The organism is Vibrio sp. R12-SG2-ISO1 (assembly GCF_059834045.1).
In genome coordinates this window covers 19550-34427 of record NZ_JCBDGO010000004.1, presented here as the reverse complement: position 1 = coordinate 34427, position 14878 = coordinate 19550, and the positions used below count along the sequence as shown (strand labels likewise).

Below are 14878 nucleotides of genomic sequence, written 5' to 3'. Positions count from 1 at the left end.
ATGTTCGGAAGATTAACGTTAGAATCCATTCCATATCATGAGCCCATTATCATGGTGACCATGGCGGTGATCGCGATAGTGGGGTTGGCGGTAGTGGGTACCATTACCCGTATGGGTAAGTGGCAATACCTATGGAGTGAGTGGTTTACTTCGGTTGACCACAAAAAATTAGGCTTTATGTATATTGCCGTGGCAATGATCATGTTGATTCGTGGTTTTGCCGATGCGGTGATGATGCGCAGCCAGCAATTACTTTCTTCGTACGGTGAAGCGGGGTATCTACCGCAGCATCACTACGATCAGATTTTCACCGCGCACGGCGTGATCATGATTTTCTTCGTCGCGATGCCGCTGATTATTGGCTTGATGAACATCATCATTCCTTTGCAGATTGGCGCTCGAGACGTGGCATTTCCTTTCCTCAATAACTTGAGTTTTTGGCTGTTTGTCGTCGGGGTGATCTTAACCAATATGTCGCTTGCCGTCGGTGAGTTTGGCCGAACAGGTTGGCTCGCTTACCCGCCATTGTCGGGGATTGAGGCCAGTCCTGGGGTGGGTGTGGATTATTGGATATGGGCGCTGCAAATATCAGGTGTTGGAACGACCTTATCTGGGGTTAACTTCTTTGCGACGATTTTGCGCATGCGAACCCCTTCGATGCCACTAATGAAAATGCCCGTGTTCACTTGGGCTTCACTGTGCTCTAACATCCTGATCATCATCTCATTTCCGATCTTGACCGTGACGATTGCGCTGCTGACGCTCGATCGCTACTTAGGGATGCACTTCTTTACCAATGATATGGGCGGCAACATGATGATGTATGTCAACCTGATTTGGGCGTGGGGACACCCTGAAGTGTACATACTGGTTCTGCCAGTGTTTGGGGTGTTCTCTGAAGTGACCGCAACATTCGCACGCAAAAAGCTGTTTGGTTATACCTCACTGGTATGGGCAACAATCGTCATCACCATTTTGGCGTTCGTTGTTTGGTTGCACCACTTCTTCACGATGGGGGGAGGGGCAAACGTCAATGCTTTCTTTGGCATCGCGACCATGGTGATCTCCATACCGACGGGCGTAAAAATCTTTAACTGGTTGTTCACCATGTTCCGCGGTCGTATCCGATTTACCACGCCGATGATGTGGACGGTAGGTTTCCTAATCTCCTTCACGATTGGTGGCATGACAGGTGTTTTGATGGCCGTGCCAGGGGCGGATTTTGTCTTGCACAACTCGGTATTCCTGATTGCGCATTTCCATAACGTGATCATTGGTGGCGTGGTGTTTGGTTGCTTTGCGGCGATCACTTATTGGTTCCCTAAAGCGACGGGTTTTATGCTCAATGAGTCTTGGGGCAAACGTGCGTTTTGGTGCTGGATTACTGGTTTCATTCTCGCCTTCCTGCCACTTTACGCGTTGGGCTTTATGGGCATGACGCGTCGCATCAGCCAAAATATCGACCCAGAGTTTTTCCCACTGCTTGCTGTCGCGGCTTTCGGAACGGCGATTGTCGCGCTAGGTGTGTTGTGTCAATTCATCCAGATTTACGTCAGCATCCGCGATCGCAGACAAAACCTCGATGTGACGGGCGATCCGTGGGGTGGTCGTACACTCGAATGGTCGACCTCTTCACCACCGCCATTTTACAACTTCGCCCATCTACCCAAAGGGGATGAGCTTGATGCCTTCTGGTATCAGAAAGAGCGCGGTGAACACGATCTCACCCGCGAGGTTGAGTACGAGCCGATCCACATGCCCAAAAACACACCAACGGGCATTTATGTCTCGGCGTGGGCCTTGGTGTTTGGCTTTGCGATGATCTGGTACATCTGGTGGCTTGCGGCCATCGGCTTGGTGGGCATGGTCGTCACCTGTATCAAGCACAGTTTCAATGACGATGTGGATTACTACGTCCAAGTCGATGAAATCAAAGCGATTGAAGCGGCGCATCGTGAAAGAGCGACCCGCGCCAGTCAAGGCTCGTCTGACCAAGAGAGTAAAGATGAGGATATGGAGGTGACGTATGCACGCTGATACTCAAACGCTCGCTGGACATGGCGAGCACGATCACCATCATGATGGCAACGCAAACAAGCAGTTTGGCTTTTGGATCTATTTGATGAGCGACTGTGTGTTGTTTGCCAGTTTGTTCGCCACTTATGCGGTGTTGTCGGACGCCACCGCAGGCGGCCCGACAGGCAAGGAGCTGTTTGAGCTGCCGTTTGTGTTTGTGGAAACCATGTTGCTGCTGCTGAGCAGTATCACCTTTGGTTTTGGCATGATTGCGATGAAACGCGGTGATGTCGCTGGCCTAAAGCGTTGGATGATCGTCACTTTCCTGCTTGGCGCAGGCTTTATCGCGATGGAACTGTATGAGTTCCATCACCTGATAGCGGAAGGGGCGACGCCTCAAACCAGCGCGTTTTTGTCGGCCTTTTTCACCTTGGTTGGAACGCACGGGCTGCACGTCAGTTTTGGCTTGCTGTGGTTAGTCGTGTGTTACTGGCAACTGAGCACTAAAGGGCTGACGGACACCATGCAAATGCGTTTTCAGTGTTTGAGTTTGTTCTGGCACTTCCTCGACATCGTCTGGATTTGTGTCTTTACCATCGTTTACTTAGTAGGAGTCATGCCATGAGTCATCAAGCTGCGGACAGCGGGAAAAAAGACTACGTGAAAGGCTTTCTCGCCTCGTTGATCTTAACTGCGATACCGTTCTACTTTGTTGCCACGCAAAGCTTGTCACCGGCATGGACCTATGCGGTGCTCTTTGGCTGCGCGATTGTTCAAGTGGTGGTGCATTTTGTTTACTTCCTCCATATGGAAACGCGCACCGAAGAAGGCCAGTGGAACTTCGTCTCGCTGATGTTTACCTCGATAGTGGTTCTTATCTTGATTGGCGGCTCTATCTGGATCATGTGGAACCTTAATATCAACATGATGATGTAGGCCGCTCATGTTGAAAGGGTATCTCTCGATCACTAAGCCGGGCATCATCATAGGCAATATGATCTCTGTTGCCGCAGGGTTTTTCCTTGCGGCTAAATCAGAGTCCGCGAGCGCATCGCTGCTCCTGAGCACCTTGGTTGGCGTTGCGTTGGTGATTGCCTCAGGGTGCGTCATCAATAACATCTTTGATAGAGATATTGATGTAAAAATGGCGAGAACCGAGCGTCGTTTGTTGGCGCAAGGTGAGCTCAATGTCGATCACGCCTTTGTGTTTGCCTTGATCTTGCTGCTTGTCGGAACGGGTATGCTTTACACCTTGGCCAATCCGCTCGCGACGGTAGTGGTGTTGTTGGGCTACGTGTTTTACGTGTTCTTTTACACTATGTGGTACAAGCGCACCTCGGTCTATGGCACCTTAGTTGGCAGCGTCTCTGGCGCCGTGCCGCCTTTGGTTGGCTATCTGGCCGTGACCAACTACATCAGTTTGGAAGCCGTGTTGTTGTTCGCCTTGTTCAGCTTGTGGCAAATGCCCCATTCGTATGCGATTGCCATGTTTCGCATGCACGACTACAAAGCGGCGGGCATCCCGGTGTTACCGGCAGTGGCCGGTATCCAAACGGCGCGCAAACATATGTTGGCATACGTACTGGCGTTTAATTTGGTTGCGCTAGGATTGTATTTGCTCGGTGAAGCGGGTTGGGAATACCTGCTGGTCGCGTCGGCGGTCTGTTTATGGTGGACGAAAGTGACGTTTCGACCGGTCACCGAGGAGAACTACATGGTGTGGTCTAAGGCGGTGTTTAAAGTGTCATTGCTGGTGGTGATGGGGGTGAGTTCGATATTCGGTTTGGAGCTGATTCCCCTTACTCTTTAGCCCACTGAGTTCATCTCACAATCAATTAAGGCACCCGCGGGTGCCTTTGTTGTTAGATTTCCTCGTGTTTATGCACCAAGCCAAAATCCGCTAGGATGGCGTAGGCAGCCGGAATCATAAACAGTACCAGGAGTGTCGAGGCGAAGATGCCAAACACAATCGAGATGACCAGCGGCTGGATAACCTGCGCTTGCAAACTGGTTTCCGTCAGGAGCGGCAGTAAGCCGGCGGCGGTGGTCATCGAGGTGAGAAAGACGGCGCGAAAACGCTCGCGACTCGCTTTGACCACGGAGTCGTGCACGCTGTCCCCTTCATCGACATGGTGGCGGATATACTGCACCAGTAAGATGGAATCGTTCACCACGATCCCCGCCAGCGATACAAAGCCCATCATACTCGGCATACTCAATGGGTGGCCAAGCAGCACGTGGCCCCACACCACACCGATAAACGCCAGTGGAATCGCCAGCATGACCACAAACGGCTCAAGATAGCTGCGGAACTGATAGCTTAAGATGGCGAACACGCCAAACAGTCCGAGCAAAAATCCTTTACCCATTGAGGCGCCGGTTTCCGCGGCGTCTTTCGCTTCGCCTTCAAAATCAAATCTCAGCCCCGGGTATTTAGCGACCAGTCTTGGCGCTTCTTGCTGCTGAAACTGACGAATGATGGCGGTGGAGTTGGCTTTGGTGTTGTCAGTATCACCAAACACACTGACGGTTCTTAGCCCATCAATACGTTGAATCCGCACGTAATTGCGTTGGAAATCCAAGGTTGCAATACTGGCAAGTGGGATCTGGCTGCCGTCTGCAAGAATGATAGGGAAGTTGGCTAACTGGCCAAGATCGCCGGCCTGTGTTTTGTCCAGCCTCACTTCGATAGAAATGTTCTCCACGCCGACTTGAATTTCATCCGCCGTTTGACCAAAGAACGCCGCCCGAAGTTGCGAAGCGATCAGTTGCCCGTTCACCCCATAGCTCTCGGCGCCTGGGCGCAGCTTCACCAGCACCTCTTCTTTGCCCATGCGCATGTCATCTAAGACGCCATGTACGCCATCAAATTCATTGAGGTATTGCTGAATCTCAATGGAGGCGGCTTTCAGCTCTTCCAATGAATCGTGTTTGGCGCGAATTTCAATCGCGCGGCCACCCGGCCCCATCGTCGGCTGCTTAAACACCAAAGAGATGGGGTCGGCGAGCTCACCGACATCATCACGCCACGCAGCAATGAAGTCATCAATAAGGGTGTTGCGACTTTCCGCGCCGAGCAGATCGAGTCTCACCGTCGCAATGTGCGGGCCCGATTCATTGGCATCCGCGTTGGTATTAAACTGGCTAGTGATGTGCTCAACAAGCGGTCTGCCTTGCTCAAACTCCTGACTCCAGGTTTTATCGAGTTTGCGCGCTGAAGCAACAATGTGATCCACCACCTGTTCAGTTTGGCGCAGCGAAGATCCCGGCGGCAAAATCACTCGAGCCTCGGCGATATCACCATCCAGTTCAGGAAAGGGTTGGAACTTCAAAATGCCACTCACCAGTGTTGAGGCAGAGATCAACAGCATCGCCACCACCGCACCCAAAAACGCGTAACGGTAGGCCACCACTTTGTCGACGGCGTTGACCAACGTGGTGTTGCGAAAATGCTCAAATGAATCGAGCAGTCGCTTCTTCCAACGATTGGGCGCTTTTTCGACTTTCTGCTTATGCAATGAGTGCGACAGGTGATTCGGCAAAATCAAAAACGCTTCCACCAAGCTGAGCGTTAAGACCAAAATCAGCACTTGCGGCACCGCTTTGAGCACTGCGCCCATCTCTCCTTGCAGGAACAGCAAGCTACCAAAGATACACACCGTAGTTAAAAAGGAGGAGATCACCCCAGGGAGCACTTTTTTGACGCCTTTGATCACCGCGTCATCGATCTCTTCACCTCGATCTAAATGGGCGGCAATGGATTCAGCGATGACGATGGCATCATCCATCATGATACCGATCGCCATCAATAAGCCGACCAAGGACATGATATTAATGGATAGCCCAAGCTGCGCCATCAAGAACAGCCCACCTAAAAAAGCCACCGGTAAGCCTGCGGCCACCCAAAACGAGTAGCGTAGGCTAAAGAAGAGCCACATGGTGGCAAACACCAACACGATCCCTTGCCAGCCGTTGCGTACCATCATGGTCAGGCGGTCCCATAACACCGATGAGAGGTCATTGGTCATTTCAAGGGTGACGCCATCGGGCGCGTGCGCTTGTTGGTCGGCCACGAAGGCAGCCACGCGCTCTTTAATGCGCAGTGCGTCGTCTTCTTTGTTTTTGCTCACTTTAAGTAGGGCGGATGGGTGACCATCAAACAGCACTTTTTGCTCATCGAGCTCAAAGCGATCGGTGATTTTAGCCACGTCTCGCAAGCGAATCAGAGAACCATTCGGCCCAGAGCCAACCACAATCGTTTCAAGTGCCTCTGGTGTAACGCGTCGCTCATCAAAGCGAATGAGAAAGTTTTTGTCAGGCGTTTCCACGTTGCCACTGGGCAGTTTGACGTTCTGCTTGCCGATTTGCGTCGCGATATCGCCAACACTCAGACCCAGTTGGCGAATGGCACTGGTGTCGAGTTCCACTCGGTATTGGTGATCAGAAAACCCGGCCACATCGACGAGCGACACACCATAGTCAAGTTTTAACGTTCGCTTAAGCTGTTCGGCGTAGGCTTTTAACTCTGGCCATGTGGTATCTGCGGTGATAGCCACATCAACCACAGGCTCGTTCCAATCCAACTCTTGAACGATAGGGGATTCGATCTCCTGCGGAAAATCGTTGATGGCGTTGATTTGAGTTTGCACATCCACCAACATGCGGCCAATATCGGCTTTCTCGTCGAGTTTGAGTACTAAACGCGCTGAGCCTTCGACCGCCTCACAGCGTGTTTCAACGATATTGGCCAGACCATCCACCGCGTCTTCCATGCGCACACAAATGCTCTCTTCGACCTCTTGTGGCGACGCGCCGGGGTAGACGACGCCGGCCATGATATATGGCGGATCAAACTCAGGGAATGTCTCACGTTTGATGGTGGTGAGAGATGTCACGCCGAGCAGTAGCAAGGTGAGCATCAATAAGTTGGCCGCCGTTGGGTGCTTGGCGAAAAAACGAATCATGATTTCGGCTCCTGTGGCGAACGCGCATCTTTGAGCAGCATCCCTTCAATCGCAGGGAGGAGATCATTGAGAATCAGCGCTTGTCCTTGCTCCAAATCCCCCTCGATCACCACTTGGTTATCGCGGCGATAAAGTACTTCAACCGGAACCATACGCAATTTACTCTCTTCATCGAGCAGATAAATGGTATTGCCATGGAGGGCCCGTTCAGGGATAACCCAACTCGGGTTGGCTTGGCCTTCGACTTCAGCGCGCACAAACATGCCATTAACCAGTGGCGGCGTAGCGCCCGGCGCAAGTGCGCGATAATCTTGCTCGATTTCGAGGATGACGCCCGCCGTCGCTTGATTAGGATCGACCGTTTCACTGATGCGCGCCACACGCGCAGGCCACGAGGCTTTTAGGTTTCCGCTGCTTAGCTGCACGTTAGCTTTAATATCCGTCATATTGGGTTGCGGAATACCGGATTCGTCGCGGCCAAATTCACCTAGGCTTGCTGCGATAGTCAGCATGTCATGAATCGAGAGCTGCGCTTCCACTTCCATCACTTGTATGCCATGAGCGACCACCATGGTTTGCTGTAGATTGACCACTTGGTCTTGTTCGATGTCAACGCTGGCGATGCGTAAGTCGTAAGGCAAGCGAATGATGGTTTTCTCGAGAGAACGCTTGGCCTCATCCACTTTGGAGGTCGCCACTTTCACTTGCGCCTCTGCAACGCGTTTTTCGTCAGGCATCAAGCCGATTTGGTTCTCGATGTCGAGCACCAGTTTACGTTGCGATAAGGTGCTTTGCTGCTGCTGGTCAACGTCGGATTGAGAGTTCAGCCCTTTTTGACGCAGGTTTTGTTGGCGCGCGAGTTCTTTGTTGGCAATGTCGAGTCGATTTGACTCAATCACTAACGTCTGTTTGAGGTTGGCTTCTTCTTGGTTGAGCTTAGCTAAAGAGGTGTGAGCAGAATTGAGATCAGCTTGGGCTTGAACCAATTTGAGTTCGTAGTCGAGCGGGTCAATACGCAGAATTTCCGTCCCCGCACGCAGGACTTGTCCTTTTTCAAGATCCGGGTGTCGATAGACAATTTTCCCCGTAACTTCCGCGATGGCTTTCCACTCGACTTTCGGTGCAACCTTGCCAAAACCAATCGCCAGTGGCGCCATCGCTTTGAGTTCCAGTGTTTGGGTATCGACCAGTCTGGCACGCTCACCCGCTGGCTTTACGGGCAGTTGCGGCTTGGTCATGATCGCGAGGGCGAGAATGAGGATCCCGACCCCAAGGGCAGGGAAAAACAGAAGTTTCTTATTGATTTTCATCGTGTTCGCCTTGGGCTTGTAAAAAGCCATGTTTAAGAACGTCAATATTGTGTTCAAGTAATCGGTTTAAAAAAGATTCGCTTAGTTCAATGCCATGAATCGAGAGAAGAGAAGCGGGTGCGATAAACGGAAACACCATCAAGCTGATAAAGGAGACTCGACACAGCAGGGGATCCATACCAGGGCGAATAATGCCGTTGGCGGCCAGCTTCTCAAAAATCATTGACTGCATGGGCCGGCTCACATCATCAAAGACTTTCTGCATGAGTTTTCGCTGGGTTTGCGACTCAGGCATATTCATCACTTGCCAAATGAGCTTGGGAAAGTGCGGCGTTTTGTGCATCTCTTGATAGTAAGTGCGCATAATGTCGATAAAATTTTGCTGAGAACCGACACTAAACATCTGTTGCAATTGATGTTTCATCGGCTCAAGTGTGTCTCTCAGCATGGTCTCAAATAGCCCCTCTTTACTGCCGAAGTAGTAGCGAATCATCGCGGCGTTGACCCCCGCTTTTTGCGCAACCAAACGTGTCGAGACCTTGTCATACGGCATCGCCATAAACAGTTCGCGCGCGTGGAGGATGAGCGCGTCTCGGGCATCAATGTTTTGCGTCGGTCGACCTGCGCGGCGTGGTCTCTCTTGCACGGGCTTCTCCAATCAACAATTAAACAATTGGATAATTATAGGGGGCAAACTGGCGCTTCGACATGAGAAAAATTATTCACCTGTTAATCAAGTGGATAATTATTGCGATGCTTCACAAAATGCGATGTCTCGAGAAAAAGACGAAAAAAAACCGTGCAGTGGGCAAACCGCACGGATCAAAGTATGAAATGAGATAGTTTGGAATGTTTGCCACACGTAGAGAGTGTTATTAAACGCCATTTAAAGCGATATTTTCAAAGTCATTACCCCAATAGTAATCACCATAAAAATACCGAAAGAATGGTGTCCCATTAACACCGTTTTTCGTCAATTAAACTCTTGATTCATCGGTGTGACTAACGGTGTCTAAAGTAACATTATTGTTATCTATAATTAAATGTTAAAAACGAAATTATACATTACGATTATGAAAATGACGTGCCACATAATTACCCTTTCTGTTAACAATATGATGCCTAATTTATTTGTATGATTATCGATGGATGCTGAACAATATCAGAAACTTAGGTGAGCATAGGCTTGACATGAAATCCACTGCGGAAATTCACGTGCTAAAGAGTACGAATGTGTGATCAATCACAGGTTATTAACCATTAATATTGTATGGTTAATAAAGGTGTAATGTCGCAAAGAATGGAGTGCGGTGTGATTGAGATAATCATTGATGGAGCTTATCGAATTGTCGAGACGGACAAAACGTTACTTGAGGTCGCGAACGTCTGCGGCGTTGAGATCCCATCTTTGTGTGGTTTGAACCGTTCAAACGACAAAATCCCATGCGATTTGTGTGTGGTCGAAGTGGAAAGTGGCGGCATGAAACGTGCCTGTGAATTGAAGGTCTACTCTGGGCTCAATGTGGTGACGCAGTCTCCTGCGCTTTCAGAGCATCGCCGCCGGGCCTTAAATCGCATCATGGAAGATCATTACGCCGATTGTGAAGCGCCGTGTCAGACCGCGTGTCCCGCTGGGGTCGATATTCAGAGCTATCTCTACCATATTGCGCAAAATGATCATCAAAAAGCGGTCGAAGTGATTAAAAAAACGTTGCCGATGCCATTGTCGATTGGCCGCGTTTGTCCTGCGTTTTGTGAAAGTGAGTGTCGCCGCTCGCTCGTCGATGAGCCGATCGCGATTCGCCAGCTCAAACGCCACGCAGCCGACGCTGATCTGCGTGCCTATCAGGCCTATGTACCGGAGAAAAAAGCCGACAAGCCACAACGTGTCGCGATTGTTGGCAGTGGGCCGGGCGGATTGACAGCGGGCTACTACCTATCGAATGAAGGCTATCAAGTGGACGTGTTTGAGGCGATGCCACAAGCCGGGGGCTGGCTGCGTTATGGCATTCCTGAGTATCGCTTGCCTAAATCGATTCTTGATCAAGAAATAGATCTGCTGTGTCGCAACGGCATGACGATTCATACCAACAGCAAGTTAGGTGAGGCGAACACACTCAGTGCGCTGAGTGAAGAGTATGACGCCGTTTGTCTTGCGGTTGGCGCGTCCAAAGCGGTCGAAATGCACTACCCTGGGAGCACGCTTGAGGGTTGTTATCTTGGAGTGGATTACCTCAAGGATTACGTTACCGAGCAGCGCTTTACCACCGGGAAAAAAGTGGCGGTGATCGGTGGGGGCAACACCGCGATAGATTGCGCGCGCACTGCGGTGCGAGCTGGCGCCGATACCACACTGATTTATCGTCGTACCCGCGATGAAATGCCTGCCGAAGATTATGAAATCGTGGAAGCGGAACACGAAGGGGTCAAGTTCCATTTTTTAACTAACCCAGTGGAAAACCATGCGGACGAGCAAGGGCGCGTACATCAAGTCACCTTTGAGCGCATGGCGCTGGGGACACCGGATGCCTCAGGTCGTCGTCGTCCAGAGCCGACTGGCGAGTATTTCACACAAGCGTTTGATACCGTGATTGCGGCCGTGTCACAAACCCCAGATCTGGATTTCATGCGGCATGAAACACTGGATATTCCTATCACCCGTTGGAATACCGCTGATGTGGATGAGACTACCATGCATCACGGCAGTGGTAACTTGTTCAGTATCGGTGATTTTCGCCGAGGCCCAGCCACTGCCATTGAAGCGGTAGCGGATGGGCGAATTGCCGCGCAAGCCATCGACCGCTTTTTCAATGGCACCATGGCATCACTGCCTGTTAAACCGTTTAATGCGCGCAAAGAGCCGTCGTTAAACAAAGTCGACCCTGCTCAGTTTAAGCAGTTAGAGCAGGTGAAGCGGATGATCATGCCTGAGCTCAGCGCCGAGCAGCGTGAATGCTCGTTTGACGAAGTCGAGCTAGGCTTTGATAACGAGCAAGCCATGGCGGAAGCTGCGCGCTGCCTAGAATGTGGCTGCCAAGCCAACACCGATTGTGCACTGCGTGACTACGCCACCACTTATCAGGCCGAGCAACACCACCCGCAATCGGTGAAGGTTCAATCCGCAGCCGATTGGCAAGCGGTGCGTGATGAGCGGCATAAATTCTGCGTCGATAGCAGCTCAGAGTTTATTGTTTTTGATGCCAACCGTTGCATCAGTTGCGGGCAATGCATACAAGCGTGTCGTGAGCAATCCGTTCATGGCGTTTTGAGCTTTATGACCGACGAGAAAGGCCACCCGAAACTTCGCCCCGATTTACGACCTAACTTTGGCCCCAATGGCACCTTAATGGGCGATTCCGCCTGCGTACAGTGCGGTGCGTGCGCGCAAGCGTGTCCGACTGGGGCGATGGTGGATAAGCGCAATAAAGCGCAAGGCCGGGATATTGAGTTGAAACAGGTGGATACCATATGCACCTACTGCGGCGTTGGCTGTAAGTTGACGCTGCATGTGGATGAAGCACGCAATCGTATCATGGCGGTGACAGGCGGAGTCTCTCCAGTTAACGAGGGCATGTTGTGCGTCAAAGGGCGCTTTGGTTTTGATTTTATTGGCAGTGACGAGCGGCTCACCACGCCGTTGATTCGTAAAGATGGTTGGTTGCAACCGGCGTCTTGGTCTGAAGCGATTACGCTGATTGCGAACAAGTTCTCTGCCATCAAGCGCGACTTTGGTTCGGATGCACTGGCCGGTTTCTCCTCTGCGAAAACCACCAACGAAGACAACTACGCGTTTCAGAAATTCATCCGTCGCGAGCTAGGCACCAACAACGTCGATCATTGTGCGCGTTTGTGCCACGCATCGACAGTCACTGGGCTTGAAGCGGCGCTTGGCAGTGGCGCGATGACCAATGATATTCCGAGCATTCAGCATTCCGACATCATCTTTATCATAGGGTCCGATACCTCATCTGCGCACCCGATCATCGCTTCGCACATTAAACAAGCGGTGCGTCACCATGGCGCGCGCTTGATTGTCGCCGACCCGAAACGCATCGCTATGGCCGATCACGCTGAGCTCTATCTTGCGCATCGTCCGGGGACCGATGTGATGCTGATTAATGGCGTTATGCAGCAAATCATCAAACACGGTTGGTATGACCGAGACTACATCGAAGAGCGCGTAGACGGTTTTGATACCATGATGCAAGAGGTAATGTCGCCCTCATACGCGTTAGAAAACGTGGAGCTGGTCACCGGTGTGAAGGCGGACGATATTTTCGCTATGGCGCGCATGATAGGCACGGCGAAACGCACCGCTGTGTATTACTCAATGGGCATCACTCAGCACACTACCGGTCATGATAACGTTCGTTCCATCGCCAATTTGCAACTCTTGTGCGGCAACATCGGTATTGAAGGCGGCGGTATTAACCCTCTGCGCGGCCAATCCAACGTGCAAGGTGCGTGTGATATGGGCGCGCTGCCCAATAACTACCCGGGCTACCAAAAGGTCTATAACCCCTTGGTGCGGGATAAATTTGCCCTCGCTTGGGATGCGCCCAATCTATCGCTCACACCTGGATTGACCTTAACAGAAATCATCGATGGCGCGTGCGATCGCAGCGTACGCGGCTTGTATGTGATGGGTGAAAATCCGGTACTGAGCGATCCGGATCAAGCCCACGTGATTGAAGGGCTTGAGAGTCTCGATTTCTTGGTGGTGCAAGACATCTTCCTTACCGAAACCGCGCAGTACGCTGATGTGGTCTTGCCGTCGTGTAGCTTTGCCGAGAAATCGGGCCACTTTACCAACACAGAGCGCCGAGTGCAGCGCATTACTCCTGCAGTAGCGCCGCCGGGCGAGGCGAAAGAAGATTGGTGGATCATTCAGGAAATCGCCAATGCGATGGGTGGGGAGTGGCGTTATCGTCAGGTCTCGGATATAACCAATGAAATAGCTCGAGTCACACCACAATATGGCGGTCTAAAGTGGGCCAACATCCCGCCTAATGGCGTGCAGTGGCCGAGCAATAAGAATAACCCTGAAGGGACGCGCATCATGCACCAGACGCAGTTTTCGCGTGGTAAAGGGCAAATGGAGGCGATTCCTTTTCGCTATGCCGCAGAGCTGCCGGATGAGGAGTTCCCATTAGTGCTGACTACCGGTCGCGTGCTGGAGCAATTTCACACCGGTACCATGACGAGAAAAACCCAAGGGTTGGATAACCTTGCTGGGCCAAGAGCGATGATCAGCGTGCAGGATGCCGAGCGCTTAGGTATTGGCAATGGTCAACGGCTGAAAGTCTCAACCAGGCGAGGTGAGATTGAGATCGACGCTTTTGTCACCAAGCGTATGCAGGCTGGGGTGGTGTTTATTCCGTTCCATTTTGTGGAGTCACCGGTCAACCGTTTGACCACCACGGCCAAAGATCCGCACGCTAAGATCCCGGAATTTAAGGTCGCAGCCGTACGCGTGGAGCCGCTTTAGGCAATCACGCGTTGTACTTTAGCCGATTTTAACGGCTTAGCCTTGGGCTAAGCCGTTAAAAACTCGGTGAAAACGTCAATCATCGACCATACTTACTCTAATTTGTTACGCGCGATTGGGCTTTGTCTCAAGTGGCGCTAACTTTGAGGGAGAGGTGGAGTGAAGCGTTGGATTCTTTGGGCAATTGTCTATTTCCCAGCCTTGTGCTGGGCTGGGTTATCACTGAAAGAGTCCCTCTGGTGGGTAGAAAACATCGTCGCGTTTCCTGCGCTGTTTATGTTTGGCTATGTACTGCTTGCGCTCGTGTTGGGGCTGGCCCGCTGTTACGGTCAAACGCTTGTCTGCCTTGTCCTTGCCGGCGCGTTTGCCTTGATGACCCCCAAAGGCAGCCAAGCACTCGTCGCTGATTGCGATACCCCCGTCACCGTCTTGCAATACAATCTCTACTACGAAAACCCAGATATCCATCAGTTCATCAATTACTTATTAACGCAGCCGGCGGATTTGATTGTGATGCAGGAAGTGGCGCCTGAGATTGGTGAACAGCTTAAATTGCTCGATGACCGCTATCCGTTTTTCTATGGCGGCCAAGAGGGCATCGGTTACCCGTCTAGTCAAATGATTCTCAGCACTACTCCGTTAACGGACGCCTCTGTGTTTCACACGCCGGATCAGCAGAGCGTGATTCGCGCGCTATGGCATCCACCAAAACAAGATCCCATCACTTTAATGGTGGCGCATCCACCTTCGCCGCGTAGCAAAGAACTTTGGCATCGTCGCAACGCGTTGATTCGAACCATTGAGTCGTTGAATGAGCAATACCCTGATGATGAAGTGCTGATCGTCGGAGACTTTAACCTATCTTCCATCAGCCGACGCTTTGCACAGCTGTTCCCCACCTTTCAGACCGCGCCGGTGGCGAGCTGGCCTAATTGGGGCGCACAAGTCGCAACGCCTGCATCAACCATGATAGCCATTGATCACCTGTGGCTACAATCGGCCAATGCTGGGCGGCGTTTGTGCCACAGAGAAAGTCTCTCGACACCCAACGGTTCCGATCACAAGTTGGTTCTCACCAAAATTGGCTATTGAGCACAAAA

The 14878-nt window shown here is 51.5% G+C and carries 9 protein-coding genes; 6 read left to right on the top strand and 3 right to left on the bottom strand.

What is annotated here, in order from left to right:
* Genes cyoB through cyoE form a run of 4 tightly spaced genes read left to right on the top strand, consistent with a single transcriptional unit; the run spans position 1 to position 3826 of the window.
* Positions 1-2037 (top strand): cytochrome o ubiquinol oxidase subunit I, encoded by a 2037-nt coding sequence (gene cyoB, locus AC6R10_RS04065; protein ID WP_500671534.1) that lies wholly within the window; start codon positions 1-3, stop codon positions 2035-2037.
* On the top strand, positions 2027-2641 hold the full coding sequence (cyoC, locus tag AC6R10_RS04060; protein ID WP_334551703.1) for a cytochrome o ubiquinol oxidase subunit III: 615 nt from the start codon (positions 2027-2029) through the stop codon (positions 2639-2641). The genes cyoB and cyoC overlap by 11 nt, the downstream gene beginning before the upstream one ends.
* Positions 2638-2952, top strand: a complete 315-nt coding sequence (gene cyoD / locus AC6R10_RS04055) for a cytochrome o ubiquinol oxidase subunit IV (RefSeq protein WP_500671533.1) — start codon at positions 2638-2640, stop codon at positions 2950-2952. The genes cyoC and cyoD overlap by 4 nt, the downstream gene beginning before the upstream one ends.
* A 7-nt stretch (positions 2953-2959) precedes the next feature.
* Positions 2960-3826 (top strand): heme o synthase, encoded by an 867-nt coding sequence (gene cyoE, locus AC6R10_RS04050; RefSeq protein ID WP_500671532.1) that lies wholly within the window; start codon positions 2960-2962, stop codon positions 3824-3826.
* A 52-nt stretch (positions 3827-3878) separates the two neighbouring features.
* Here the strand turns inward: cyoE and AC6R10_RS04045 are convergent, their stop codons facing one another.
* From AC6R10_RS04045 to AC6R10_RS04035, 3 genes are read right to left on the bottom strand one after another with little or no spacing between them, the layout of a single operon-like run.
* Entirely contained in the window at positions 3879-6980 is a 3102-nt protein-coding gene (locus AC6R10_RS04045; protein ID WP_500637699.1) for an efflux RND transporter permease subunit, read from the bottom strand.
* Complete coding sequence (locus AC6R10_RS04040) at positions 6977-8290, bottom strand: efflux RND transporter periplasmic adaptor subunit (RefSeq protein ID WP_500671531.1); 1314 nt, start codon at positions 8288-8290, stop codon at positions 6977-6979. The genes AC6R10_RS04045 and AC6R10_RS04040 overlap by 4 nt, the downstream gene beginning before the upstream one ends.
* Positions 8277-8936, bottom strand: a complete 660-nt coding sequence (locus tag AC6R10_RS04035) for a TetR/AcrR family transcriptional regulator (protein ID WP_487901565.1) — start codon at positions 8934-8936, stop codon at positions 8277-8279. Before AC6R10_RS04035 ends, AC6R10_RS04040 begins: the two co-directional genes overlap by 14 nt.
* Positions 8937-9602: 666 nt before the next feature.
* Here AC6R10_RS04035 and fdhF point away from each other — a divergent pair.
* Positions 9603-13778: a formate dehydrogenase subunit alpha gene (gene fdhF / locus AC6R10_RS04030; RefSeq protein WP_500671530.1), complete on the top strand. Its 4176-nt coding sequence runs from the start codon at positions 9603-9605 to the stop codon at positions 13776-13778.
* Between the two features lie 159 nt (positions 13779-13937).
* Positions 13938-14870 carry an endonuclease/exonuclease/phosphatase family protein gene (locus AC6R10_RS04025; protein WP_334551710.1) on the top strand — a complete coding sequence of 311 codons (933 nt, stop codon included), beginning with the start codon at positions 13938-13940 and terminating at the stop codon, positions 14868-14870.
* Positions 14871-14878 lie beyond the last annotated feature (8 nt).

Coding starts and splice junctions, on each gene's coding strand:
- cyoE (WP_500671532.1), top strand. CDS start 2,960: ATGTTGAAAGGGTATCTCTCGATCACTAAGCCGGGCATCATCATAGGC.
- AC6R10_RS04040 (WP_500671531.1), bottom strand. CDS start 8,290: ATGAAAATCAATAAGAAACTTCTGTTTTTCCCTGCCCTTGGGGTCGGG.
- cyoD (WP_500671533.1), top strand. CDS start 2,638: ATGAGTCATCAAGCTGCGGACAGCGGGAAAAAAGACTACGTGAAAGGC.
- AC6R10_RS04045 (WP_500637699.1), bottom strand. CDS start 6,980: ATGATTCGTTTTTTCGCCAAGCACCCAACGGCGGCCAACTTATTGATG.
- cyoC (WP_334551703.1), top strand. CDS start 2,027: ATGCACGCTGATACTCAAACGCTCGCTGGACATGGCGAGCACGATCAC.
- cyoB (WP_500671534.1), top strand. CDS start 1: ATGTTCGGAAGATTAACGTTAGAATCCATTCCATATCATGAGCCCATT.